The organism is Streptomyces mabaensis (assembly GCF_053763515.1).
In genome coordinates this window covers 141007-165121 of record NZ_JBSOPZ010000014.1, presented here as the reverse complement: position 1 = coordinate 165121, position 24115 = coordinate 141007, and the positions used below count along the sequence as shown (strand labels likewise).

Sequence of the window (24115 nt, the reverse complement as noted above, 5' to 3'; positions counted from 1 at the left end):
GCGGCGGGACGTCCTAGCGGCCGAGGGCCGCCCGCAGCCCGACCTGGTGGTCGCGGACCACGGCTGGGCGGGCTGCGCGGGCCAGCGCGGGATCGACGCGGTGGGGTACGCGGACAGCAACGACCCGGCGCTGTTCCTCGGCGAGGCGGAGGGCACGCTCCAGGTGACGGTGCCGCTGGACGACCACGTCACCGACCCGCGCTTCTACGACCCGCTGACGGCGTACCTGCTGGACGCGGCGGGGCTGACGGAACGGGACTGACCAGCGTTCGTCAAGGCGGGCCAGGCTTTCACTCGTACGGCGGACTTCTCACGGCTTCCGGCGCCCCATACACTGAGACGTATATACGTTCCGCTGTATGGAAGATCCCTTTGTCGTTGAGATCGAGCCGGAAGTCCGGCTGTGGCTGGCCAACCTTTCGGACCGCGACTATCTCGCTGTCGAGGACGTCGTTGACCGTCTCGTGCGCAACGCAACCACCCTCGGAGAACCGTACTCACGCCATCTGGGTGGCCCGGTGCGCGAGTTGCGGTTCAATCTCGGAAACGATCGTGATGCCGTGCGTATCCCGTATTGGCTGGGCCCGGGACGGAGGATCATCCTGCTGACGGTCTTCCGCAAGAGTCGGCAACGTGAGGTCGCCGAAGTGGCTCGCGCCCAGCGGGCGCAGGCGGTTTGCGAAGCCGAACACGAGCCGGCTCATGAGGAATACACCCGCATCATCAAGGAGGAAAAGCCGCGATGAACCACGCACGATGGAAACTCGCCCGTGACAAGCAGGTCGCCGAGGGGATCAGCGAGGGCCCCGAGGTAGAACGGATGCGCGAGGAAATCCGGCTGGCTTTCGACCTCGGGCAGGCCGTCTACGACCGGCGTACCGAGCTCGGCATTTCGCAGACCGAGCTTGCCAAGCGGGCCGGGATGACTCAGCCGCAGATCTCCAAACTGGAGCTGGGCGGGACCATGCCGACGTTGCCCCTGCTGGCCCGGCTGGCGCGGGCGATGGACGCGGCCCTGAGCCTGGAGCTGGACGGAGACACATCCCGCGTCGCCTTCACTGCGCACACCACGGCCGCCTGAGGCGATGACCAGCGATAAGCGGATGTCGAAGCTCTACGTCGAAGTCGACGACGACGTGCTGAGCGAGGCCGCTTCGGTACTCGGTACTACGACGAAGCAGGACACCATCAACGCCGCCCTGTATGAGTTGGCGCAGCGGCACCGGCGTCTCACGGCGTTGGAGGAGCTTGCAGCCATGGGCGACCGTGGTGACTTCGGCATCCTGCTGGACAAGGGGAACTACCGCCGATAAGGCGGCGGGTCGCAGAACGGGGCGACGCAGCAGCGCGATCTCGCTCAGCGAGGGACCCGGACCACGCCCTCCTGGATCACGGAGATCGCCAGCCGGCCGTCCGCCGTGTAGATCCTGGCCTGGCCGAGGCCCCGTCCGCCGTGAGTGGAGGGCGACTCCTGGTCGTACAGCAGCCATTCGTCGGCCCGGAACGGCCGGTGGAACCACATCGCGTGGTCCAGGCTCGCGCCCACCACATCGCCGACCGTCCAGCCGCCACGCCCGTGCGCGAGCAGCACCGAGTCCAGCAGCGTCATGTCGGAGACGTACGTGGCGAGGCAGACGTGCAGCAGCGGATCGTCCGCCAGCTTGCCCTGGGTACGGAACCAGACCTGCGAGCGCGGCTCGCGCGGCTCGCCCACGCTGCCCCAGGGCGGCGTGTCCACGTAGCGCAGATCGACCGCGGAGCGGGCCTCGATCATCCGGTCGACGACACCCGGGTCGCGGAAGATGTCCCGGTAGCGCGGCAGCATCTCCGCGGCGGTGGGCAGCGATTCCGGGTCCGGTGCGGCCGGCATCTCCGTCTGGTGTTCCAGGCCCTCCTCGTACGTCTGGAATGACGCGGAGAGGTGGAAGACCGGCTGCCCGTGCTGGACCGCGACCACCCGCCGGGTGGTGAAGGAGCGGCCGTCGCGGATCCGGTCGACGGTGTAGACGATCGGCGCGCCGGGGTCACCGGGCCGCAGGAAGTACGCGTGCAGCGAGTGCGCGGTGCGGTCCTCGGGGACGGTACGGCCGGCGGCGACCAGGGCCTGTGCGGCGACCTGGCCGCCGAAGACGCGCGGCACCAGCGAAGGGCGGCTGGTGCCGCGGAAGATGTCCTGCTCGATCGGCTCGAGGTCGAGCAGATCGAGCAGGGACTCCAGTGACTCGTTCATGATTGAACAGTAAGGGAGATCAACTGCCCTAGAGGCCCATCGACTTGGCGATGATCGACTTCATGACCTCGCTGGTGCCGCCGTAGATCCGGTTGACCCGGTTGTCGGCGTACAGGCGGGCGATCGGGTACTCGTTCATGTACCCGTAGCCGCCGTGCAGCTGGAGGCACCTGTCGATGACGCGGTGCGCGACCTCGGTGCAGAACAGCTTCGCGGACGCGGCCTCGGCGGCGGACAGTTCGCCCGCGTCCAGGGCCTCCAGGGCGCGGTCGGCCACGGCCTCGGCGGCGTCCACCTCGGCCTGGCAGGCGGCCAGCTCGAACTTGGTGTTCTGGAAGTGCGAGACCGGCTTGCCGAAGACCGTACGGTCCTGCACGTACTGCTGGGCGAACCGGACGGCGGCCTTGGCCTGCGCGTACGCGCCGAACGCGATGCCCCAGCGCTCGGAGGGCAGGTTCTGGCCGAGGTAGTAGAAGCCCTTGTTCTCCTCGCCGAGCAGGTCCTCCACCGGGACCTTGACGTCGACGAAGGCCAGCTCGGCGGTGTCGGAGGTGCGCAGGCCGAGCTTGTCCAGCTTGCGGCCGACCGAGTAGCCCGCCGACTTGGTGTCCACCGCGAACAGCGAGATGCCGAAGCGGCGGTCGTCCTCGCGCGGGGGGGAGGTGCGGGCGCACACGATCACGCGGTCGGCGTGCACACCGCCGGTGATGAAGGTCTTGGCGCCGTTGAGGACGTAGTGCGTGCCGTCCTCCGAGAGCTTGGCGGTGGTCTTCATGCCCGCGACGTCGGAGCCGGTGCCCGGCTCGGTCATCGCGAGCGCCCACATCTCCTCGCCGGTGACGAACTTCGGCAGGTAGTTCTTCTTCTGCTCGTCGGTGGCGAGCAGCTTGATGTACGGCAGGGCGAGCAGCACGTGTACGCCGGAGCCGCCGAAGTTCACGCCCGCGCGCGAGGTCTCCTCGTAGAGCACGGCCTCGAACTTGTGCGTGTCCAGACCCGCGCCACCGAATTCCTCGGGGACGTTGATGCCGAAGATGCCCAGCTCACCGAGCTTGTAGTAGAAGTCGCGAGGCGCCTGGCCGGCCGCGTACCACTCGTCGTAGACGGGGATGACCTCGGACTCGATGAAGGCCCGGATGGTCTCCCGGAACGCCTCGTGGTCCTCGTTGTAAACCGTACGGCGCACGGACGCCTCCTCAGGACTGTGTGGTGCGGTGCATGTCTAAGCGCTTGCTCAGTCCTAAGTTACCGGGCGGTTGTCTAGCGTGTCCAGAGTGATGCTGCGCACGTACGGCCGCTCATGGCCGGTCCGGAAGGCGGCGTCAGCAGGCGATGCCCTGCGACCGCAGCCACTCGCACTGTGTTTCGCCCGACGTCTTGCCGCCGTCGTAGGCGCGCGGATCCTTGTAGCCGGGCCCCACGGGCTCGTGATCTTCGAAGACGCCGTCGCCGTCCAGGTCGCCACCGTCGGGATCGATGGTCCCGCTCGGGTTCCGGCAGTTCGCGCGGTCGGCCGGGTCCGTGGTGCAGACGGTCCCCGCGCTCTGCGCTGCGGTGAATCCCGACAGCGACAAGGGGAGGCATAGGGCCAGGAGGGCAGAGCCGACGAATGTACCGGTTTTGCGGGGTATGTCGCGCTTGAGGCCCATAGTCCGACCAATGTGAGAATGCGGCGTTGGCATGGACAACGCTACGGCGGCTCTCAGGGCCGGTCAACGCGGGAAGGTGCCGCCTTTGACGGCCGAGACGAAGAACGTCCAACCGGCAATCGGGAAGACCAAGGCGGGGCCGTGCGGAGCCTTGGAGTCGCGGACCGGGACGGCCGAGGGGTAGCCGTCCAGGACCTCGACGCAACTGCCCGACTCGGGCCCGCTGTAGGACGACTTACGCCAGCCGCTCAGCGCCGAAGCATCCGGGATCGTGTGCTCAGTCATGGTGACCGTAGTCCTTAGCTGTCGCTCGCAACGCGGCAAGTGACTCTTTCAGTGGTAGTGCGTCGCTCAGTGCAAGATCGTAGATGCCTTGCAGTCGTGCGACAACGGCTGGGGAATCGTGGAGCTTTCCGATGGACAGGCCCTCGGTGTAGGCGGCCGGGGGCTGGTCCTCGAACCACATGAGCGACACCATGCCTTGACTGATCGGGTGGACGCCGGCGCTGAGAGGGAGAACGTGCACGCGTACTCGCCCGCTCTCGACGAGGCGGACGAGGTGCATGATCTGCTCGGCCATGATCTCCCGGCCGCCGACCGGGCGTCGTAGCACCATCTCGTCCAACAGGGCCCACACTACGGGCGTTTCCTGGTCAGCGAGGATCTTCGCGCGCTCAAGCCGTGTGGCAACGTGCCTGTCGCGTTCTTCGTCGCTCCTGGGAGGAAACGTCGTGCCGAGAACCGCACGGGCGTATCGCTCCGTTTGGAGAATGCCGGGCACGAAGGTCAGGGCGAACTCCCTGATCATCGTTGCCTGTTGTTCGAGTTGCCGGGCCGCCTCGAAGTAGTCGGCAATCGTGCCGTCCTCCTGCGGCCGGAAGCTGCTCAGTACGTTCCCCGTGTTCAGGGCCCTGTCCAGCCGTCGCGCGTCCTCCTTCGACGGGATGCGGCGGCCGGCCTCGATATGGGCGATGTGCGAACGGGTCATGATCGCCGCTTCGGCCAGCTCCTGCTGCGTCAGTCCGGCCGCCTCGCGTTGAGCCCTGAACCACTCCCCATATGTGTTACTCACCGGGCCAGCGTAGCTACACAGCGGAGTCTGAGTACGTCAAAGCCAGCGCAGCGCGAACCACAGGTCCATGCGGACGTCCGGGTCGTCCAGGTCCGCGTCCAGCAGTGCGGCGCAGCGCGCGATGCGCTGGCGCACGGTGTTGCGGTGCACCCCCAACGACACGGCCGTACGGTCCCAGCTGCCGTGCAGCGAGAGCCAGGCGCGCAGCGTCTCGGTGAGCGCGGCGGAGTCCGCGACCGGCGCCAGCCGGCCGCGGGCGTGGGCGCGTGCCTCGTCCGGCGCGACCAGCGCCGCGAGACCGGCCTCGCGGTGCCGGACCAGGTCCGCGCGGCTCGCCTCGGCGCGGCGCAGGGCCCGGCGCGCCTGGGTGTCGGCCGCGGCCAGGTCCGTGGCCGCCGCGGGGGCGCTGACGCCCAGCACCCAGCCCGGCTGCCGCGCGACCTCGCGGTCCGTGACGATCCGTACGGTCCCACCCTCGGTGTCCACCAGCGCGCTGCCCAGGGCCGCGCCCAGTGCCGACGCGGCGAACGGGTTCTCCGGTCCGGTGTCCATGCCGTCACCGCCGGCGCACGCGTGCACCACCGTCCACGGGCCCGGCCCCAGCAGCGGAGCCACCTCCTCCGGCGCGGCCCCGAGCAGCAGCCGGACCAGCGCGGCCGACCGGCCCGCCGCGTCGGCGCCCTGGTGGGGCGCGGTCAGCAGCGACAGCAGGACGGCCGCGACCCCGGCGATCGTGTGGTCGCCGGGCTCGCGCCCCTCGGTGGCGACGCCGAGGACCAGCCCCTCGCTGCCGCCGAGAGCGTACGCGGCCAGGTGCGCGCCCCCGGCGGTGTCGGTGGCGGAGGACGGCCCGGTCCGGGGCGGGGCCGGGGTCACCACCTGAGCCAGCCGGCCCAGGGCGGTCCGGGCCCCGGCGGACGGCGGCCGGTCGGCGGCCTGGATTTCCGTACCGTCCGGGGCGAGCAGCACCGTCCAGCCGCCGACCCGGGTGGCCAGCTGGCGCAGGACCGACGGCACCGGGTCGGGGCGGGCGGCGGCGGTGGCCAGGCCCTGCTGCGCCTGGGTCACCCGGCGCAGCTCATGGGTGCGGGCCTCGGCCATCAGCCGCCACACCGCACGGGCGATCCCGGTGAACGTGGTCTGCGGCGGCACCTCCAGCAGCGGCAGTCCGTGCCGGTCGCAGGCGGCGATCAGCGCCTCCGGTACGGCGTCGTGCACCGGCGCGAGGCCGAAACCGAGGGCCGCCGCGCCCGCCTCGACGATCCGTGACACATAGAAGTCCAGGTGCGCGTCGACGTCGGCGGCCTCCGCGAAGTGCACGCCGGCACTCAGCAGCAGTTCCCCGCCGAGCAGATAGGGGTACGGGTCGCCCATCTCCGAGGTGTGCACCCAGTGCACCGCCACCTCGTCGGCGGGCGGCCCGGCCACCTGGCGCAGCCCGAGATCGCGGTACGCCAGCAGGGCGGGCAGCGGGATGGGCGGAGTGGGCGGGGCCAGGTCCGGCATGGTGGACGGTCCATCCATAAGGTGCGGCAAGGATGTATGAAAAGTACACTTCAGCGCTGCTTTTCGGCCACCTATCGTCATGCCACGCAAGCGATGCCACGCACGCGTCCCGCGGATGAATGGAGGAAGGCCCATGGCTGTCGACTACGCAGTGATCGTCGTCTATCTGGCCGGCATGCTGGCCATGGGCTGGTGGGGCATGCGCCGCGCCAAGTCCAAGAGCGAGTTCCTGGTCGCCGGCCGCCGCCTCGGTCCCTCGATGTACTCCGGGACGATGGCCGCCATCGTTCTCGGCGGCGCCTCCACCATCGGCGGCGTCGGCCTCGGCTACAAGTACGGCCTCTCCGGCGCCTGGATGGTCTTCACCATCGGCCTGGGCCTGCTGGCGCTGTCCGTGTTCTTCTCCGCGCGGATCGCCCGGCTGAAGGTCTACACCGTCTCCGAGATGCTCGACCTGCGCTACGGCGGCAAGGCCGGCGTCATCTCGGGCGTGGTGATGTGGGCGTACACGCTGATGCTCGCGGTGACCTCGACCATCGCGTACGCCACGATCTTCGACGTGCTCTTCGACATCAACCGCACTGCCTCGATCGTGCTCGGCGGGGCGATCGTCGTCGCGTACTCGACGCTCGGCGGCATGTGGTCGATCACCCTCACGGACATGGTGCAGTTCGTCGTCAAGACGATCGGCGTCCTGCTGCTCCTGCTGCCGATCGCGGTCGTCAAGGCGGGCGGCTTCAGCGAGATGAAGGCGGCGCTTCCGACCGAGTACTTCGACCCGCTGGGCATCGGCGGCGAGACGATCTTCACCTATGTCCTGATCTACACGTTCGGCATGCTGATCGGCCAGGACATCTGGCAGCGTGTGTTCACCGCTCGCAGCGACAAGACGGCCAAGTGGGGCGGCACCGTCGCCGGTACGTACTGTCTGGCGTACGCTCTGGCCGGCGCGGTCATCGGTACCGCGGCCAAGGTCCTCTACCCCAACCTCGCCAACGCCGACGACGCGTTCGCCACCATCGTCAAGGACGAACTTCCGGTGGGCGTCCGGGGTCTGGTACTGGCCGCCGCGCTCGCCGCCGTGATGTCCACCTCCTCCGGCGCGCTGATCGCCTCCGCCACCGTCGCCAACAACGACATCTGGTCGCGGCTGCGGGGCGTCGTCTCCCGAGGCTCCGGCGACGGCGGCGACAAGGAACACGACGAGGTGAAGGGCAACCGCGCCTTCATCCTGATCATGGGCGTGGCCGTCATCCTCATTGCCATCCAGCTCAGCAGTGTGCTGGAAGGCCTCACCGTCGCGTACGACCTGCTGGTCGGCGGCCTGCTGGTGCCGATCCTCGGCGGACTGCTGTGGAAGCGCGGCACGGTGTACGGCGCGCTGGCCGCGGTGGTGACCGGCGGTCTGACCGTGATCGCGCTGATGTGGAAGTTCGGCATCCTCGCCAACGAGCCCGTGTACTACGGTCTGCTGGCCTCGCTCGCCGCCTACGTGATCGTCTCCCTCGCCACCAAGCCGACCGACGAGGCCATCCTCGCGGTCTGGCGGGAGCGGCTGGCCGGCCGCGGCGCGGAGGAGGACGAGAAGCCGGAGCCCGAGCCGGTACCGGTGACCACCCCCTAACCGGGTCCCGGCCCGCTCCCCCCGGGCGGGCCGGGACCCACCCCCGCCGGCCCCCGCCGCACCTGCCGGCCGGGGGTACAGGCACACTCGTAACAGCACAGACCCCATGAATTCCGCAGTGAGCAGTACGAAGTACACCGAAGGAAGGCAGCCCCCCATGAGCAGCACCGAGCAGCCGCGCGGCCCCATCGACTCGTCCCGCATCCCGCGGTACGCCGGACCCGCCACGTTCGCCCGGCTGCCCCGGCTCGACGAGGTCGGGACCGCCGATGTCGCCGTGGTCGGCGTGCCCTTCGACACCGGCGTGTCCTACCGCCCCGGCGCCCGCTTCGGCGGCAACGCCATCCGCGAGGCGTCGCGGCTCCTGCGCCCGTACAACCCGGCCCAGGACGCCTCGCCCTTCGCCCTCGCGCAGGTCGCGGACGCCGGTGACATCGCCGCCAACCCGTTCAACATCCACGAGGCCGTCGAGACGATCGAGGCCGCGGCCGACGACCTGCTCGGCACCGGCGCGCGGATGATGACGCTCGGCGGCGACCACACCATCGCGCTGCCGCTGCTGCGCTCGGTGGCGAAGAAGCACGGCCCGGTGGCGCTGCTGCACTTCGACGCGCACCTCGACACCTGGGACACCTACTTCGGCGCCGAGTACACGCACGGCACGCCGTTCCGCCGCGCCGTCGAGGAGGGCATCCTCGACACCGAGGCGCTCTCCCACGTCGGTACCCGCGGCCCGCTGTACGGCAAGCAGGACCTGGACGACGACGCCAAGATGGGCTTCGGCATCGTGACGTCGGCCGACGTCTACCGCCGCGGCGCCGACGAGGTGGCCGACCAGCTGCGCCAGCGCATCGGCGACCGCCCGCTGTACATCTCCATCGACATCGACGTGCTCGACCCGGCCTTCGCGCCCGGCACCGGCACCCCCGAGGCGGGCGGCATGAGCTCCCGCGAACTGCTGGAGATCATCCGCGGACTGTCCTCCTGCAACCTGGTCTCGGCGGACGTCGTCGAGGTCGCGCCGGCGTACGACCACGCGGAGATCACCTGTGTCGCGGCCTCCCACACCGCGTACGAGCTGACGACGATCATGTCCCGGCAGATCGCAGCCTCGCGTCCGGCAGAGGCCGCCAAGTGACCCACGACCATCACCACGAGACGCCCCGGCTGACCGCCGAGCAGACCGCGGCCGCGCTCGCCCCGCCGGCCGGCCGCAACGGCGGTGACCTCCTCGTCGAGACGCTGCACGGCCTCGGCGCCACCACCGTCTTCGGGCTGCCCGGCCAGCACGCGCTCGGCATGTTCGACGCGCTGCGCCGCTCCTCGCTCCAGTACGTCGGCTTGCGCGTCGAGAACAACGCCGGCTTCGCCGCCGACGCGTACGGCCGGATCACCGGCGAGGTCGCCCCGCTGCTGCTCTCCACCGGCCCCGGCGCGCTCACCTCGCTCGCCGCGCTCCAGGAGGCGGCCGCGGCCTCGGCGCCCGTCCTCGCCGTCTCCAGCCAGGTCCCGACCGCCGGTCTCGGCGGCGGGCGGCACGGCTACCTGCACGAACTCCGCGACCAGCAGGCGTCGTTCCGCGACATCGTGAAGTCCGTGCACACCGTCCGGACGGCCTCGCAGATCCCCTCCGCGATCGCCGCCGCGTGGGAGTCCGCTCTGACCGCCCCGCACGGGCCGGTGTGGGTCGAGATCCCGCAGGACGTCCTGCTCGCCCCGACGTCCCTGCCGGTGGTCACGGCCATGGACGCCACCCCGCGCGAGCTGCACCCGCGGCCCGAGCTGATCGCGGTGGCCGCCCACCACCTGGCGCACGCCGAGCGTCCGGCGGTCATCGCGGGCGGTGGGGTGGTGCGCGCGGACGCGTCCGGCAAGCTGCTCGCGCTCGCCGAGAAGCTGAACGCGCCCGTCGTCACCACCTTCGGCGGCAAGGGCGCCTTCCCCTGGGAGCACCCGCTCTCGCTCCAGTCCTGGCTGGAGGACCGGCACACCACCGACTTCCTGGAGGACGCGGACGTCCTGCTCGTCGTCGGCTCGGGCCTGGGCGAACTCTCCTCGAACTACCACACGTTCAAGCCGCGCGGCCAGGTCATCCAGATCGAGGCGGACCTCGGCAAGCTGGAGTCCAACCACGCCGGCCTCGGCATCCACGCCGACGCGCGGCTCGCGCTGTCCGCCCTGCTGGAGGCGGTGCCGACCGTCCGGGAGGATCCCGCCGCCGCGGCGTCCGTACGCAAGGTCCTCGCGCGGGTACGGGAACGGATCGCCGGCCAGGACCTCACCCTGGAGCAGGAGCTGCTCGCGGCGGTCCGGGAGGCGCTGCCCGCATCGTCCCCGAGCTTCTGGGACATGACCATCCTCGGCTACTGGGCCTGGTCCGCCTTCGACGCCCGGCACCCGAACACCATGCACTCGGGGCAGGGCGCGGGCGGCCTCGGCTACGGCTTCCCGGCCGCCCTCGGCGCGGCCGCGGCCGACCGTACGAAGCCGGTGCTCGCGGTGTCGGGCGACGGCGGCGCGATGTACTCGATCGCGGAGCTGGCCACCGCCCGGCAGTACGACCTGCCGGTCACCTGGCTGATCGTGGACGACGGCGGCTACGGCATCCTGCGCGAGTACATGACCGACGCGTTCGGCGAGGCCACCGCCACCGAACTGGCGCGGCCGGACTTCGTGGCGCTCGCCGAGTCCTTCGGTGTACCGGCGGTCCGCACCACGCCGGAGGCCCTGGGCGAAGACCTGGCCAAGGCCCTGGCTGCCCCCGGGCCGTCGGTGGTCGTCCTGCCCGCGCTGCTGAGGATGTTCGCCCCGACGCACCTCTGAACAGCGCCTCTGAACCCGCCGCAGCCGGTGGTTTCCGAAGTGTGATCGAAAGTCGTACAACCATTCCTTCACATCGGTGAGTCATGTGGAGCGGGTGCGCCGGAGGGCGCGCCCGCTTCTACCTCAGGGGACGGGAAAAGCCTCCATGACTCACCACCGAATATCCCGCCGTGCGCGCGGGGCGCTCTCCGCGGTCCTGGCCGCGGGCGTGCTCGTGCCCATGGCCGTCGCCGCGGCGCCCGCCGCGGCGGCCACGCCGACGGTGACGTGCACGTCCGAGAAGCCGGGCCTTGCCACCAAGCTGTCGGCGGACATCACCGCCGCGCTGAAGGGCCGGACCTCGACGACGGCCGTGGCCGTGTACGACCGCACCACCAAGACCATGTGCACCCTGCGCGAATCGCAGCGGTTCGACTCCGCGAGCGTCGTCAAGTCGACGGTCCTCGCGGCGCTTCTCTGGGACGCGGGGAAGCAGAAGCGCCGGCTGACCGACCGTGAGGTCGAACTCTCCACCGCCATGATCACCAAGTCGGACAACGCCTCCACCAGCACCCTGTGGAAGCAGCTCGGCGTGACGAAGATCAAGGCGTTCCTCCAGGTCGCCGGGATGACACAGACCGTGCCCGGATCGGACGGCTACTGGGGCCTCACCCAGATCACCGCCCGCGACCAGCGCAAGCTGCTGGGGCTGCTCACCAATGCGAACTCCGTGCTGAGCGACAGCGCACGGGCCTACGAGCTCAGCCTGATGCGCAGGGTCGTCGCCTCGCAGCGATGGGGGGCGCCGGCCGGCGCCCCCAGCTCCGCCACCATCCATGTCAAGAACGGCTGGCTGTCCCGTGCCACCCACGGCTGGCGGGTGAACAGCATCGGCGCCTTCACCGGCAACGGGCACAACTACTCGATCACCGTGCTCACCCAACAACCGGACCATGGACGAGGGTGTGGCCACCATCCAGGCCGTGGCCCGTGCGGTCCACAAGGACCTGAACCCGACGGTTTCGGCCGACATGCGGTACACGCCGACCACCAAGCCGCAGGAAGCGTTCGTGGCGGTGCCCGAGTCCTAGACGACCGGTATTTGTTGCGGCGGGATGAAAACCGCCGACAGCCGCGTTGGTGCCTTCCGGCGGCAAAGGACTACGGGAGGCACCAGTGGCGGCGGCACAGCAGGGCGAGGCGTCCCAACCGGGCGAGGCGGCGTCCCGACAGGCGTCCCGACGGGAGGACGGCTGGGCACGGCGTCTGACGGGGTACGCCTGGCGGTACCGGCTGAACGTGCTCCTCGCGCTCGGGTCGTCCCTGGCCGGTATGGCCGTGATGGCCCTCGTCCCGCTGGTCACCAAGGTGATCATCGACGACGTCATCGGCGACGGGACCCGGCCGCTGGCCCCCTGGGCGGGCGCCCTGGTCGGCGCGGCCGTCGTCGTCTACGTCCTGACGTACATCCGGCGCTACTACGGCGGCCGCCTCGCCCTCGACGTCCAGCATGATCTCCGTACCGAGATGTACGGAGCGATCACCCGGCTGGACGGCAGGCGGCAGGACGAGCTGTCCACCGGCCAGGTCATCGGCCGCGCCACCAGCGACCTCCAGCTGATCCAGGGCCTGCTCTTCATGCTCCCGATGACCATCGGGAACATCCTGCTGTTCGTGATCTCACTCGTGATCATGACCTGGCTGTCCCCGCCGCTCACCCTGGTCGCCCTGGCCGTCGCCCCGGCCCTGTGGTTCATCGCCAAGCGCAGCCGCACCCGCCTCTTCCCCGCCACCTGGTACGCCCAGGGGCAGGCGGCCGCGGTCGCCGGCGTCGTCGACGGTGCCGTCACGGGCGTCCGCGTGGTGAAGGGCTTCGGGCAGGAGGAGCAGGAGACCGGCAAGCTGCGCGTCGCGGGCCGCCGCCTCTTCGCGGGCCGGCTGCGGACCATCCGGCTCAACTCCCGCTACACCCCCGCCCTCCAGGCCGTGCCCGCGCTCGGCCAGGTCGCGATGCTGGCGCTCGGCGGCTGGATGGCGACCCGCGGGCAGGTCACCCTCGGCACGTTCGTCGCCTTCTCGACGTATCTCGCGCAGCTCGTCGGCCCGGTCCGGATGCTCGCCATGGTGCTCACCGTCGGCCAGCAGGCGCGCGCGGGCGTCGAGCGGGTCCTCGAACTGATCGACACCGAGCCGTCCATCCAGGACGGTACGAAGGAGCTGCCGGCCGACGCGCCGGCGAGCGTCGAGTTCGACGCCGTCTCCTTCGGCTACACCGAGGACCGCCCGGTCCTGCACGGCCTCTCCCTCACCATCGAGCCCGGCGAGACCGTCGCCGTGGTCGGCGCCTCCGGCAGCGGGAAGTCCACGGTCTCGCTGCTGCTGCCCCGCTTCTACGACGTGAGCGCCGGCGCGGTCCTCGTCGGCGGCCACGATGTGCGCGAGCTGACCATGGACTCGCTGCGGGCCGCCATCGGGCTCGTACCGGAGGACAGCTTCCTCTTCTCCGACACCGTGCGCGCCAACATCGCGTACGGCCTGCCGGACGCCACCGAGGAGCAGATCCGCACCGCCGCGCGCGCCGCCCAGGCGGACCGTTTCATCACCGAGCTGCCCGAGGGGTACGACACCAAGGTCGGCGAACACGGCCTCACCCTCTCCGGCGGCCAGCGCCAGCGCGTCGCCCTGGCCCGTGCGATCCTCACCGACCCTCGGCTGCTGCTCCTCGACGACGCGACCTCGGCGGTCGACGTGCGGGTCGAGCACGAGATCCACGAGGCCCTGCGCTCGGTGATGGCCGGGCGCACCACCCTGCTGATCGCCCACCGCCGCTCCACCCTCGCGCTGGCCGACCGGATCGCCGTACTGGACCGCGGGCGGCTCTCCGACATCGGTACGCACGAGGAGCTTCAGCGGCGCTCCGCCCTCTACCGGCGGCTGCTGACCGACCCCGACGAGCTGGCGGGCGGCTCGCCGGACCCGGCGGCCGCCGCCGTCGCCGCCTCGCGCTACGGGCGGGAGGCCGTCGGCCGCGCCGAGCGCGATCCCGAGCTGGACCTCGACCTGGACATCGAGTTCGAGGCGGAGATCGACTCGGAGCCGGTCAGCGCCAAACGCCGCGTCGTCGACGGCGTCACCCCCGAGCTGTGGCGCCGCTCCGAACGCGGCGGCGCCGACACCGCCGGCCGGTCGGCCACCCCCGCCCAGCTCGCCGCCGGCGGCCCCGGTATGGCCGCCGCGATCGAGGGCATGCCCGCCACCCCGGAACTGCTCGCCCAGGTCGCCGCGCTGCCGCCGGCCACCGACACCCCGGACGTCGACGAGACGCGCGCGGCCGGCGCCGAGGAGTCGTACGGCCTGCGGCGGCTGCTGCGCGGCTTCGGGGCGCCCCTGCTGATCAGTCTGCTGCTGGTGGCGGTGGACGCGGGCGCCGGACTGCTGCTGCCCGTCCTGATCCGGCACGGCATCGACGAGGGCGTCCAGCAACTCGCCCTGAGCGCGGTGTGGGTGGCCTCCGGGGTCGCCCTGCTGGTCGTACTCGCCCAGTGGGCCGCGCAGTTCGGCGAGACGCGGATGACCGGGCGTACCGGCGAACGCGTGCTGTACGCACTGCGCGTGAAGATCTTCGCGCAGCTGCAGCGGCTGGGGCTCGACTACTACGAGCGGGAGCTGACCGGGCGCATCATGACCCGGATGACGACGGACGTGGACGCCCTGTCCACCTTCCTCCAGACCGGTCTGGTCACCGCCGTGGTCTCCGTCTTCACCTTCTTCGGCATCCTCTTCGCGCTCCTCGTCATCGACGTGCAGCTGGCGATAGTGGTGTTCGCGACCCTGCCCGTGCTCGTCGTCGGCACGTTCTTCTTCCGGCGGAAGTCGGTCAAGGCGTACGAGCTCGCGCGCGAGCGGGTCAGCGCCGTCAACGCCGACCTCCAGGAGTCGGTCTCCGGACTGCGCATCGTCCAGGCCTTCCGCCGCGAGCACACCGGCGCCGCCGCCTTCGCGGGCCGCAGCGACAGCTACCGCCAGGCGCGGGTGCGCGGGCAGTGGCTGATCTCGGTGTACTTCCCCTTCGTCCAGCTGCTGTCCTCGGTCGCGGCGGCCGCCGTGCTGATCGTGGGCGCCGGGCGGGTGGAGACCGGAACCCTGACGACGGGCGCGCTGGTCGCGTACCTCCTCTACATCGACCTGTTCTTCGCGCCCGTGCAGCAGCTCTCCCAGGTCTTCGACGGCTACCAGCAGGCGACGGTCTCGCTCGGGCGCATCCAGGAGCTCCTGCGGGAGCCGACCACCACACCGCAGGTGGAACGGCCGCGTGAGGTCGCGTCGCTGCGGGGCGAGATCGCCTTCGAGGACGTGCATTTCCACTACGGGGAGGAAGACGCGCAGGCCCTCGCAGGTATCGACCTGACCATCCCGGCCGGCCAGACCGTCGCGTTCGTCGGAGAGACCGGCGCGGGCAAGTCCACCCTCGTCAAACTGGTCGCACGCTTCTACGACCCGGCGTCGGGCCGGGTCACCGCCGACGGCAGGGATCTGCGCGAACTCGACCTCACGGGCTACCGGCACCGCCTCGGCGTCGTCCCGCAGGAGTCGTACCTCTTCGCCGGTACGGTGCGGGACGCCATCGCGTACGGCCGGCCCGACGCCACCGACGCCGAGGTGGAGGCGGCGGCCCGCGCGGTCGGCGCCCACGACATGATCGCCACCCTGGAGCACGGCTACCTGCACACGGTCGCCGAGCGCGGCCGCAACCTCTCCGCCGGCCAGCGCCAGCTGATCGCCCTGGCCCGGGCGGAGCTGGTCGATCCGGACGTACTGCTGCTCGACGAGGCCACCGCCGCGCTCGACCTGGCCACCGAGGCGCTGGTCAACCAGGCCACGGACCGGCTGACCGGCAAGCGCACCACGCTGGTGGTGGCCCACCGGCTGACCACGGCCGCGCGCGCGGACCGCGTCGTGGTGATGGACCGGGGGCGGGTCGTCGAGGACGGTACACACGCCGAGTTGCTGAAGGGGGACGGGCGCTACGCGGAACTCTGGCGCACGTTCGTGGGCGAGGACGAACCTGCCGCGGCCTGAACCTGCCGCGGCCTGATCCGGTCGCAACCAGTCGGTGGCCGCCGTGCGTCCGTACGCGTGTACGCTCACGCGGCGGAGGGAAGAAACTGTGTTCGACGGTTCGAAGAGCAGGCTGCCCGCACGCGGGCTGGCCGTGGGCGCGGCGGCCGTGGCGCTGGCCCTCGGCGTCCTGGCCCTGGGCGCGCCCGCCGCGCAGGCGGCCCCGCCGTGCGCCGGACGGCTCGTCAAGAAGATCCCCTTCGCCACCGGCCAGATACAGCTCTACAAGACCCGCAGCCACGCCTGCGCGGTCACGGTCGCCCGTCGCCCGGGCGTCCGGCAGCACATGTCGGTCAGTGTCCAGCCGCGCGGCGGCCGCGCCGTCAAGGACAGCGGCCGCTTCACGCGCATGGCGGGCCCGGTCACGGTGCACGCGGTGAACCGCTGTGTACGGGTGGCGGGTTCGGTGGGCGCCAAGTCGGCGGCGTCAGGCTGGATCCTCTGCTGATCCCGCCTGATCCCGGCAGCTGCACTCCCTCCTTCCCCTGGCGCGCCAGCCACTTGGCGGTCATTTTCAACTGGGTCTGGCGGCCGATGCGTTGATCCCGCTAGGTTCACGGCGACTGTCGTGAATCCAGGGGAGTGTGAATGCGCAAAACGCTCAGATGGCTGCTGTCGCTCGTGGTGCTCATCGGCACCGTGAGCGCGGCCGGTGCCACCGCTGGGGCGGCCACCGCCGCCGAGCCGGCCGCCGGCCCGGACATCAAGGACCGGATCCTCGCGATACCGGGAATGAGTCTCATCGAGGAGAAGCCGTACCCCGGTTACCGCTTCTTCGTCCTCAACTACACCCAGCCGGTGGACCACCGGCGCCCGGCCAAGGGCACCTTCAAGCAGCGGATCACCCTGCTGCACAAGGACACCAACCGCCCGACCGTCTTCTTCACCTCCGGCTACAACGTCAACACCAACCCGCGCCGCAGCGAGCCGACGACGATCACCGACGGCAACCAGGTGTCGATGGAGTACCGGTTCTTCACGCCGTCCCGCCCGGACCCGGCCAACTGGTCCAAGCTGGACATCTGGCAGGCCGCCAGCGACCAGCACCGTATCTTCACGGACCTGAAGAAGATCTACGCCAAGAAGTGGCTCTCCACCGGTGGTTCGAAGGGCGGCATGACCGCCACGTACTACGAGCGCTTCTACCCGCGTGACATGGACGGCGTCGTCGCGTACGTCGCCCCCAACGACGTGGTGAACAAGGAGGACTCGGCGTACGACCGGTTCTTCGAGAAGGTCGGCACCGAGGAGTGCCGCAACAAGCTGAACGCCGTGCAGCGCGAGGCGCTCGTGCGACGCGAGGAGCTGCAGGTCAAGTACCAGGACTGGGCAACGGCCGAAGGCGCCACGTTCAGCACGGTCGGCAGCCTCGACAAGGCGTACGAGGCCGTCGTCCTGGACTACGTCTGGGCGTTCTGGCAGTACAGCCTGGTGGCCGACTGCGCGTCGATCCCGGTCGCCGCGACCGCCACCGACCAGGAGATCTACGACTCGATCGACGCGATCTCCGGCTTCTCCTTCTACACCGACCAGGGCCTGGCGCAGTACACGCCGTACTACTACCAGGCCGGCACCGAGCTCGGCTCGCCCGACATCAAGCTCCCGCACCTGGACGGCCTGAGCCGGTACGGCTACCAGCCGCCGCGGAACTTCGTGCCGCGCGACATCCCGATGCGCTTCAAGCCGTCGGCGATGGGCGACGTGGACCGCTGGGTGCGGCACAACGCCAAGCAGATGATGTTCGTGTACGGCGAGAACGACCCGTGGGGCGCCGAGCCGTTCCGCCTGGGCAAGGGCGCGCGGGACAGCTACGTCTTCACCGCGCCGGGCGCCAACCACGGCGCCAACGTGGCCGGTCTGGTCGCGGACCAGAAGGCGAAGGCCACCGCGGAGATCCTGGAGTGGGCGGGCGTCGCCCCGGCCGCCGTCCAGGAGAACCCGGCGAAGGCCAGGCCGCTGGCGAAGTCCGACGCGAAGCTCGACAGGTTCGACATCGAGCGCGAGCCGACGCTGCGCCCGTAAGCACGGCACGTCGGCACGGCACGTCCGTACGGCACGTCCGACCGGTTCGAGAGGGGCTGTGCCCGCCGTTCACACGCGGCGGGCACAGCCCACCGGTTTGTCGCCGACCAGGTGTACGTACAGCGCGGTCGACGGCGGGCACTGCCCCCGCCGGGTCACCGCCCGCTCCACCCGGAACTCCGGGGCCCGCTCGGCAGATCCGTCGCAGGCGGTCTCCCGCACCTGGCCCTCGCGCGCACGGTAGACGCAGTCGCCGGCCACGGTCAGCGGCCCGCCGCCCATGCCGGGGTCGCCGGGGTGCGGTGGTTCGAGGTTGCGCATGCAGGCATACCCCTGCGGGACCGTGGCGGGTCCCGGCGCGGTCCCGCTCTCGCTGATGTGCAGGACGAAGTCGGTGGCTGCCGGGCAGGCGGGGCCGACGGCCCGGCTGCCGTCATGACGGGCCAGCACCTGGGCGGCCGCCTTCTCGCTGGTGCAGGAGACCTCGCGGAACCTGCCCTCGGCGCGTGAACTGCACTCCGCCGTCCCCAGAAACGTCGCGCCGTACCCGGACGGCGTGACGGCGGCGGGGCGGTCGCCGTCGCCGAGCTCCGCCCCCGCGCTCTCGCGGCCGGCCGGCCGCGACTGGCAGCCCGACAGGACCACCGACAGCAGCAGGGCCCAGATCACCCCCGTGTACGGCGACTTGCTCATGAGAACCCCCCGGTGCGTCCGTCCAGCGTGGCCCGCCGGAGCGGGCACACGCCGGATGAACCGGGGTCAGTACGTCAATCCGTGTCCCATCGGATACAGCACCTGCGTGGGGTCGTCCGCGCGCTGTATCGGCACGGGCAGCCGGCCGGAAGGCGCGGCCTGCCCCGCGATCACCCGCGCCGCCGCCCGGAGTTCGACATCCGTCCAGGAGTAGGTGGCGAGGCTTGCGGCGAACCCGCTCAGCCGGGCGATGTCGTACGGATTGCGGATCGCGACCGCCACCACGGGTACCCCGGTCGCCGCCAGCTCCGCCACCAGCGTGCGCTGCGGGCTGGTCGCCGAGACGTTGTACGTGCCGACGACGACGACGTCCTTGCCCCGCGCGGCGGCGACCGCTTCGTCGATCTTCGCCCGCGTCGGCGTGATACCGGTGGAGAGCGCGGTGGCGGTGAAGCCCAGTTCCGTGAGCGCCCGGGCCAGGACGGTGGTCGGCGGACCGGTCGTCCCGGACGGCGAGGCCGGGTCGGCCCCGACGACCAGCAGCTTCGGTTCGCGGCGCCGGGACAGCGGCAGCAGCCCGCCGGTGTTGGTGAGCAGGGTGGTGGTCTCCTCGGCGATCCGGTCGGCCGCGGCGAGGTGCGAACGGGTCCCGACGGTCCGGTCGACGCCCCGGTGGGTGACGTACGGATCGCGGAACAGCCCGCGCCGCGCCTTCAGTTCGAGAATGCGCAGAATCGACTCGTCGAGGCGCGCCTCGCTGATCTCGCCGTTCTTGACGGCGTTCAGTACCGCGTTCCAGGCGACCGCCAGGTTCGGCGGGTTGAGCAGCTGGTCGCAGCCCGCCTTGAGCGCGAGCACCGGTACCCGGTCGTCTCCGTACTTCTGCCGTACGCCCGCCATGGCGAGGGAGTCCGTGACCACGACCCCGTCGTAGCCGAGCTTCTCGCGCAGGATGCCGGTGAGGATCGGGCGGGAGAGGGTGGCCGGGTCCTCGGCCGGGTCCAGCGCAGGGACGACGATGTGCGCGGTCATGATCGAGTCGATGCCGGCGGCGATCGCGGCCCGGAACGGCGGGGCGTCCAGCTCCTCCCACTGCTCGCGGGTGTGGTGGATCGTGGGCAGGGCGTAGTGGCTGTCGTCCTTGGTGTCGCCGTGCCCGGGGAAGTGCTTGGCCGTCGCGGCGACTCCGGCGCTCTGGTAGCCCGCGACCTGTGCGGCCACCAGGCGGGCGGCGGCCTGCGGGTCCGAGCCGAAGGACCGTACCCCGATCACCGGGTTGGCCGGATTGACGTTGACGTCCGCGACCGGGGCGTAGTTCTGCAGGATGCCCACGGCGGCGAGTTCGGCGCCGGCGATCTGCGCGGCCCGGCGGGTGTCGGAGCGGGAGCCGCCCGCCCCGAGCGCCATCGCGCCGGGCAGCAGGGTGGCGGGCCTGCCGACCCGGCAGACGATGCCGTGCTCCTGGTCGGTGGAGATCAGCAGCGGTACGGGGGTGGGCTGGGCGAGGCCGGCCCGCTGGATGCCGTTGGAGAGGTCGGCGATCTGGTGCGGGTCGCGGGTGTTGTGGGCCCAGGTGAAGTAGATGATGCCGCCGACGTGGTAGGTGGCGATCAGCTCGGCGGCCGTCCTGACGCCGATCTCCTGGAGGTTGGCGTCGATGTCGGCCTGGTCGGGTGCGGTGGCGGAGTGCCCGTACACCCGCATCACGAAGAGCTGGCCGACCTTCTCCTCAAGGCTCATCCGGGCGATGAGCCGCTTGAGCCGCTTGAGCCGTTGCCGGGTCTGCGACGGGCCGGACTCGGCGCCGGCGGTGGCAGCGGCGGCGGTCGGGGCGGTGGCGGCCGCGGCGGCCACCGCGGCGGTTGCGGTGAGCAGGGTGCGTCTGGAGGTGCGGTACTGCACGTGAGCTCCTTCCGGCCGTGCTGTGAAGGAAACTTCCAAGGAGTCACGGATATCCGGAAAGTAACTGCCAGGTCAAGAGACCCGCCCGAGAAGGGACCGCCACCGGCGCAAGGGAGGGGGGCGCGCCGATGGCGGTGTGCGGCCGGCCGCGGGCGGCTGGAGAGGGAAGTCGACGGTCGCAGCCAGCAGCGAGGCCGACACCGCCCGGCGGAGACTCTCCGACGGCACCCCCCTGGGACGCCTCTGCCCGGCCGAACGGTTCCCCCGCGGGGCGTTATCTTCTGCTATGGGGCGAGTACGGAAACGGCGACCGGCGCTCCTAACTTGCACTCATGCCGCGATCGGGCCAGCGGGTAGTCTCTCCGAACATCGCGTTGATCTTCCGCGACGCTTTGAGGAAGAGGTAGTCCGCGTCACCATCGACGGGCTGGGATCTGCGGCTGGTGGTGTCCATGGTCAGACGGCGTGACATTTCTGCCGGATCGTCACCAAAAACGTACTCGATGAAGTTCTCGCCTTCGGATACCTTCCGAAAGTAGACGAGTGCAGCCATCACCAATCACCCTCCATGTCCTCGCGCTTGTTCAGCGGCACCTGTTCCTGCCAATTGTACTTTTCGTTCGCCACGCGGTGCGCTTCCTGATAAGTGGCTCCGGGGTTTTCGCGGAGATAAGTGAGCTCGGCAACTTCGTGTTCCAGCAGAAGATGATCCTCGGGGAGCGCATTGCCCGAGCGCAACCGGATCCAGGCGTCGGCTATCTCCGCGTCCGCATCGAACTTCCGCATGACGACCTGGCCCGTTTCATAGTCTTCGATGGGGTGTTCCGTATCGAAGACATGCTTCTTGACCGCTGCAATCTCCTCAGCAGTGAATCCGGTGGAGCCGTCTGCGCGGGTCACCCCGTGGGTGCCCTGAGCGATGGCGTCGATGTCGCGCGAATCCTCCAGGAAGTTTGCGTACGCCTGCTCGGCCCACCGGGTCTGCTCCGGGTCGTCGAGCAGGTCGCGTGGACGCCTTCGTGCTCCCGTAAGCCATTCGTCGGTCAGCCGTTGCAGGGATCCGACTCCTGGGTTCCTCAGTCCGGCCCGGAGGCCAGCGCGACCGAGACCGGACCCCTTGGTTCCGATGAGTTCAGGTATGAGTCGGCCGAGGAACTCACTCGGGTCGTTCTTGAGGCCGTCCCAGGCGTTTTTGATGGTCCGGTCGGGGTGGGCAACGCTTGCAGCCAGGCCGGCGAGTGTCGTGTTGATGCTCTCGTAGTACTCGGCCGGATGGGTCAGGTTGTACGGGTCCAGCGGATTGACGCCGCGGACGAAGTTGACCAGCCCTCCAGCGCCCTTGGCCACGCCGCCCACCACGTGGGCGAGTTCGACGCCTGCAGCCACCCTGCCGGTGATGAAGTCGTTGACGGCCCGCTCCAGGGGCGGCGGCTCAGCTGGTGCATGCGCTAGGGCCGCGCTGACGGCCTTCTTTGCGGTCTCCGCAGCGTCGTTGCGCTGCCGACGGGCGTCGTCGAGGATCTCCTGAGCGCGCTCCATCTGAGTCATGCCCGGGTCGGAGAGAGTCCCGGGCCTCGGGCCCGGATCTTCTCCCGCTTTGAGGAGCGTTTCGTAATTATCGACCTTCTTCTGGTGCGCGTCGACGGCCTTGGCGGAGGCTTCCCTGCCTTCCTTGTAGAGATCGATCGCCTCCTTGGCCTTGTCCTGTGCCCACTTGACTGTGTCTGCGTAGGCGCCCAGCGCCTTGGCCGCGCTCTCGCAGGCGTCAGCGGCGTGCAGCCAATCGGCGGGATGCATGGCGAATTCGTCGCGAAACGCCTCGGCCGCTTCACCTTTCCAATGCGAGGAATCGAGCCGCTTCATGCCCTGGCCGACGCGGTCGAACGCCACCTGGAAGTCGAAGAGATGCTTTGCCTTCTCCCGGATGGTGCTTGGGCTGCCGTGGACGAGCTCGTTGGCGTCCTCGGTCTTGCCGAGCTGCTGCTCGCCCACCTCCGCGCCGAGCGACGCAGCGGTGCGATCGCCCCAGTCCTCCACTGCATCGGCGGCGTCTTCTGCATCGACGTAGTCCAGGCCGTCACCGATCCGGTCGGTGGTCCAGTCGACGCCCTCGCCGAGCTTTTCCTTGCCCCAGTCGGCGCCCTCCTCAAGCCCGCCAAGGCCCTTGTTTGCCCAGTCGCCAAGCGGCCCCCAGTCCGGCATCAGCTGCCCCAGCTCTGCTCGTTCGCCCTGTCGTGGGCGTCATCTGAAGGGCCAATCCATTCGTCGAGCCTGCCGTCCGCCACGTCCCTTATGGCCGGATCCACCATCCCGGCGTTCTCCATTGAGTCCATCAGTCCGTCGTTCACGTCCCAGGCCGTGTCCCGCCATGTCTGCTTGACATTCGCGTGAGCCTTTTCCGCGGACGCCGAGCTCCAGTCCGGGTTGTCGTACGCCGACTGCGTGCGGATTTCGGCCCAGTCTTTCTTGGTGATGTCCTCCTCACTCGCGTAGGGATTGCCGTTCACCGAGTTCGCCAGCACCTTGAAGCTGTTGCCGAGGTACTGCTCCTGCTCATGAAAGACACCCGCAGACAACCCCACCTGCTGCGCGAACGTGTTGCCCTTCTGCACCAGTGAGCGGACACCCCACTCCCAGCGCTCGCAGAACGTCTTGAACTCAGCCGCCAATCCTCCGTGGCCCAGCTCGAGACCTGACAACACAAGGTCGGAGAAGCCGCGCCCCATGCTCGCTTCACCGACCATGCCGAGCTCTTTCAGCTCGGCTATCGCCTTCGTGATCCCGTCAGCGATCAGAGCCAAAGCTGCCTCAGGGGCCGCGAGATCCGGCTCGCCCCCGCTCATGACACCCCTTCGTTGTCCAAATCCACAGCTGCTGAGTCCGGCACGATCCCCACCACGGGTGGGAACAGCATTCCCTCCTCGCATCCCGGATCCAGCGCCACACCGCACGGCACCGTGACGGCTGGAACGACATCGTCCAGCAGCCGCGCGCCCGACACCGTTCGGAACCCCCACTCCCGTGCTCCGTCACACCGCGCAAGCGCGAACTGTGCCATCGTTGTCTCGCTGGAGAACGCCAGGATCCAACGAACATCTCCCTGTTCGGCAGACCATGGGCTGCCTCGTTCATCGAGGGGCACCATGACAATGGCACTGCGGAATAGAGCGATGCGTTCCAGAACCACCTCGCGTGCGTTCGCAGCAACGCTTCCGTGCTCTCTGGAAGACGCAGCGCGATCCCCCTCTCTCACCGCTGATGTAGCAGGGAGGTCTGGGGTCTGCTGTTTGGTGGCAGACCGTTCCGTCGCTGCGGCGCGCAGCAGACGCCACTGGTCCGCGAAGCCTCCGTGGTGACTCCCGCACTCTGGTCGGTTGGCCGGGTCGGCCTCGCCGGGTGAAGGCGACAGTGAGTCGACCAAGTCCGCCAGCCGGTAGGGCCTTTCCTGCCCCACTGTCCCGTCGTCGTTCGTGATCACGCCAGAAATTGTCACATGA

Annotated in this window: 21 protein-coding genes and 2 pseudogenes; 11 read left to right on the top strand and 12 right to left on the bottom strand. The window is 70.0% G+C overall.

The window, feature by feature from the left end:
• Positions 1–16: 16 nt before the first annotated feature.
• The 4 genes and pseudogenes from ACWV17_RS15385 to ACWV17_RS15370 all read left to right on the top strand — a co-directional run.
• A pseudogene (locus ACWV17_RS15385) lies at positions 17–262 on the top strand (phosphatase); the annotation flags it as partial.
• Between the two features lie 97 nt (positions 263–359).
• A complete protein-coding gene (locus ACWV17_RS15380) occupies positions 360–746 on the top strand; it encodes a type II toxin-antitoxin system RelE/ParE family toxin (RefSeq protein ID WP_455360140.1) in 387 nt (128 codons plus the stop codon).
• Positions 743–1081, top strand: a complete 339-nt coding sequence (locus ACWV17_RS15375; RefSeq protein ID WP_455354532.1) for a helix-turn-helix domain-containing protein — start codon at positions 743–745, stop codon at positions 1079–1081. Before ACWV17_RS15380 ends, ACWV17_RS15375 begins: the two co-directional genes overlap by 4 nt.
• Positions 1082–1085: 4 nt before the next feature.
• Positions 1086–1313, top strand: coding sequence for a type II toxin-antitoxin system VapB family antitoxin (locus ACWV17_RS15370; RefSeq protein WP_455360139.1), 228 nt, complete (start codon positions 1086–1088; stop codon positions 1311–1313).
• A gap of 44 nt (positions 1314–1357) precedes the next feature.
• Here the strand turns inward: ACWV17_RS15370 and ACWV17_RS15365 are convergent, their stop codons facing one another.
• From ACWV17_RS15365 to ACWV17_RS15340, 6 genes are all read right to left on the bottom strand, one after another.
• A complete protein-coding gene (locus ACWV17_RS15365) occupies positions 1358–2230 on the bottom strand; it encodes an acyl-CoA thioesterase (protein WP_455360138.1) in 873 nt (290 codons plus the stop codon).
• Positions 2231–2258: 28 nt separating this feature from the next.
• Positions 2259–3416, bottom strand: coding sequence for an acyl-CoA dehydrogenase family protein (locus ACWV17_RS15360; protein WP_455354530.1), 1158 nt, complete (start codon positions 3414–3416; stop codon positions 2259–2261).
• A gap of 136 nt (positions 3417–3552) precedes the next feature.
• Positions 3553–3804 carry a hypothetical protein gene (locus ACWV17_RS15355; protein WP_455360137.1) on the bottom strand — a complete coding sequence of 84 codons (252 nt, stop codon included), beginning with the start codon at positions 3802–3804 and terminating at the stop codon, positions 3553–3555.
• 138 nt (positions 3805–3942) lie between these two features.
• Positions 3943–4164, bottom strand: a complete 222-nt coding sequence (locus tag ACWV17_RS15350; protein WP_455360136.1) for a DUF397 domain-containing protein — start codon at positions 4162–4164, stop codon at positions 3943–3945.
• Positions 4157–4951, bottom strand: a complete 795-nt coding sequence (locus ACWV17_RS15345; RefSeq protein ID WP_455360135.1) for a helix-turn-helix domain-containing protein — start codon at positions 4949–4951, stop codon at positions 4157–4159. The genes ACWV17_RS15350 and ACWV17_RS15345 overlap by 8 nt, the downstream gene beginning before the upstream one ends.
• A 36-nt stretch (positions 4952–4987) precedes the next feature.
• Entirely contained in the window at positions 4988–6457 is a 1470-nt protein-coding gene (locus ACWV17_RS15340) for a PucR family transcriptional regulator (protein WP_455360134.1), read from the bottom strand.
• Between the two features lie 133 nt (positions 6458–6590).
• On the opposite strand from ACWV17_RS15340, the gene ACWV17_RS15335 reads away from it, so the two are divergent.
• The 7 genes and pseudogenes from ACWV17_RS15335 to ACWV17_RS15305 all read left to right on the top strand — a co-directional run bounded on the left by ACWV17_RS15335 (position 6591) and on the right by ACWV17_RS15305 (position 18023).
• Positions 6591–8081 (top strand): sodium:solute symporter, encoded by a 1491-nt coding sequence (locus ACWV17_RS15335; protein ID WP_455360133.1) that lies wholly within the window; start codon positions 6591–6593, stop codon positions 8079–8081.
• Between the two features lie 157 nt (positions 8082–8238).
• Positions 8239–9219: an agmatinase gene (gene speB / locus ACWV17_RS15330; protein WP_455354524.1), complete on the top strand. Its 981-nt coding sequence runs from the start codon at positions 8239–8241 to the stop codon at positions 9217–9219.
• Positions 9216–10904 (top strand): thiamine pyrophosphate-binding protein, encoded by a 1689-nt coding sequence (locus ACWV17_RS15325; protein ID WP_455360132.1) that lies wholly within the window; start codon positions 9216–9218, stop codon positions 10902–10904. Before speB ends, ACWV17_RS15325 begins: the two co-directional genes overlap by 4 nt.
• 145 nt (positions 10905–11049) lie before the next feature.
• Positions 11050–11974, top strand: a pseudogene (locus ACWV17_RS15320) (serine hydrolase).
• A 175-nt stretch (positions 11975–12149) separates the two neighbouring features.
• A complete protein-coding gene (locus ACWV17_RS15315) occupies positions 12150–15962 on the top strand; it encodes an ABC transporter ATP-binding protein (protein WP_455360151.1) in 3813 nt (1270 codons plus the stop codon).
• Between the two features lie 88 nt (positions 15963–16050).
• A complete protein-coding gene (locus tag ACWV17_RS15310) occupies positions 16051–16449 on the top strand; it encodes a hypothetical protein (RefSeq protein ID WP_455360131.1) in 399 nt (132 codons plus the stop codon).
• Between the two features lie 140 nt (positions 16450–16589).
• On the top strand, positions 16590–18023 hold the full coding sequence (locus tag ACWV17_RS15305; RefSeq protein WP_455360130.1) for an aminopeptidase: 1434 nt from the start codon (positions 16590–16592) through the stop codon (positions 18021–18023).
• A 69-nt stretch (positions 18024–18092) separates the two neighbouring features.
• On the opposite strand, the gene ACWV17_RS15300 is transcribed toward ACWV17_RS15305, so the two are convergent.
• From ACWV17_RS15300 to ACWV17_RS15275, 6 genes are all read right to left on the bottom strand, one after another.
• A complete protein-coding gene (locus ACWV17_RS15300; protein WP_455360129.1) occupies positions 18093–18716 on the bottom strand; it encodes a hypothetical protein in 624 nt (207 codons plus the stop codon).
• A 66-nt stretch (positions 18717–18782) separates the two neighbouring features.
• On the bottom strand, positions 18783–20618 hold the full coding sequence (locus ACWV17_RS15295; protein ID WP_455360128.1) for a glycoside hydrolase family 3 protein: 1836 nt from the start codon (positions 20616–20618) through the stop codon (positions 18783–18785).
• A 319-nt stretch (positions 20619–20937) separates the two neighbouring features.
• Positions 20938–21171 carry a hypothetical protein gene (locus ACWV17_RS15290; RefSeq protein WP_455354518.1) on the bottom strand — a complete coding sequence of 78 codons (234 nt, stop codon included), beginning with the start codon at positions 21169–21171 and terminating at the stop codon, positions 20938–20940.
• Positions 21171–22820 (bottom strand): putative T7SS-secreted protein, encoded by a 1650-nt coding sequence (locus ACWV17_RS15285; protein ID WP_455354517.1) that lies wholly within the window; start codon positions 22818–22820, stop codon positions 21171–21173. The genes ACWV17_RS15290 and ACWV17_RS15285 overlap by 1 nt, the downstream gene beginning before the upstream one ends.
• Complete coding sequence (locus ACWV17_RS15280) at positions 22820–23461, bottom strand: hypothetical protein (protein WP_455354516.1); 642 nt, start codon at positions 23459–23461, stop codon at positions 22820–22822. Before ACWV17_RS15280 ends, ACWV17_RS15285 begins: the two co-directional genes overlap by 1 nt.
• Positions 23458–24096, bottom strand: a complete 639-nt coding sequence (locus ACWV17_RS15275; protein WP_455360127.1) for a hypothetical protein — start codon at positions 24094–24096, stop codon at positions 23458–23460. The genes ACWV17_RS15280 and ACWV17_RS15275 overlap by 4 nt, the downstream gene beginning before the upstream one ends.
• Positions 24097–24115 lie beyond the last annotated feature (19 nt).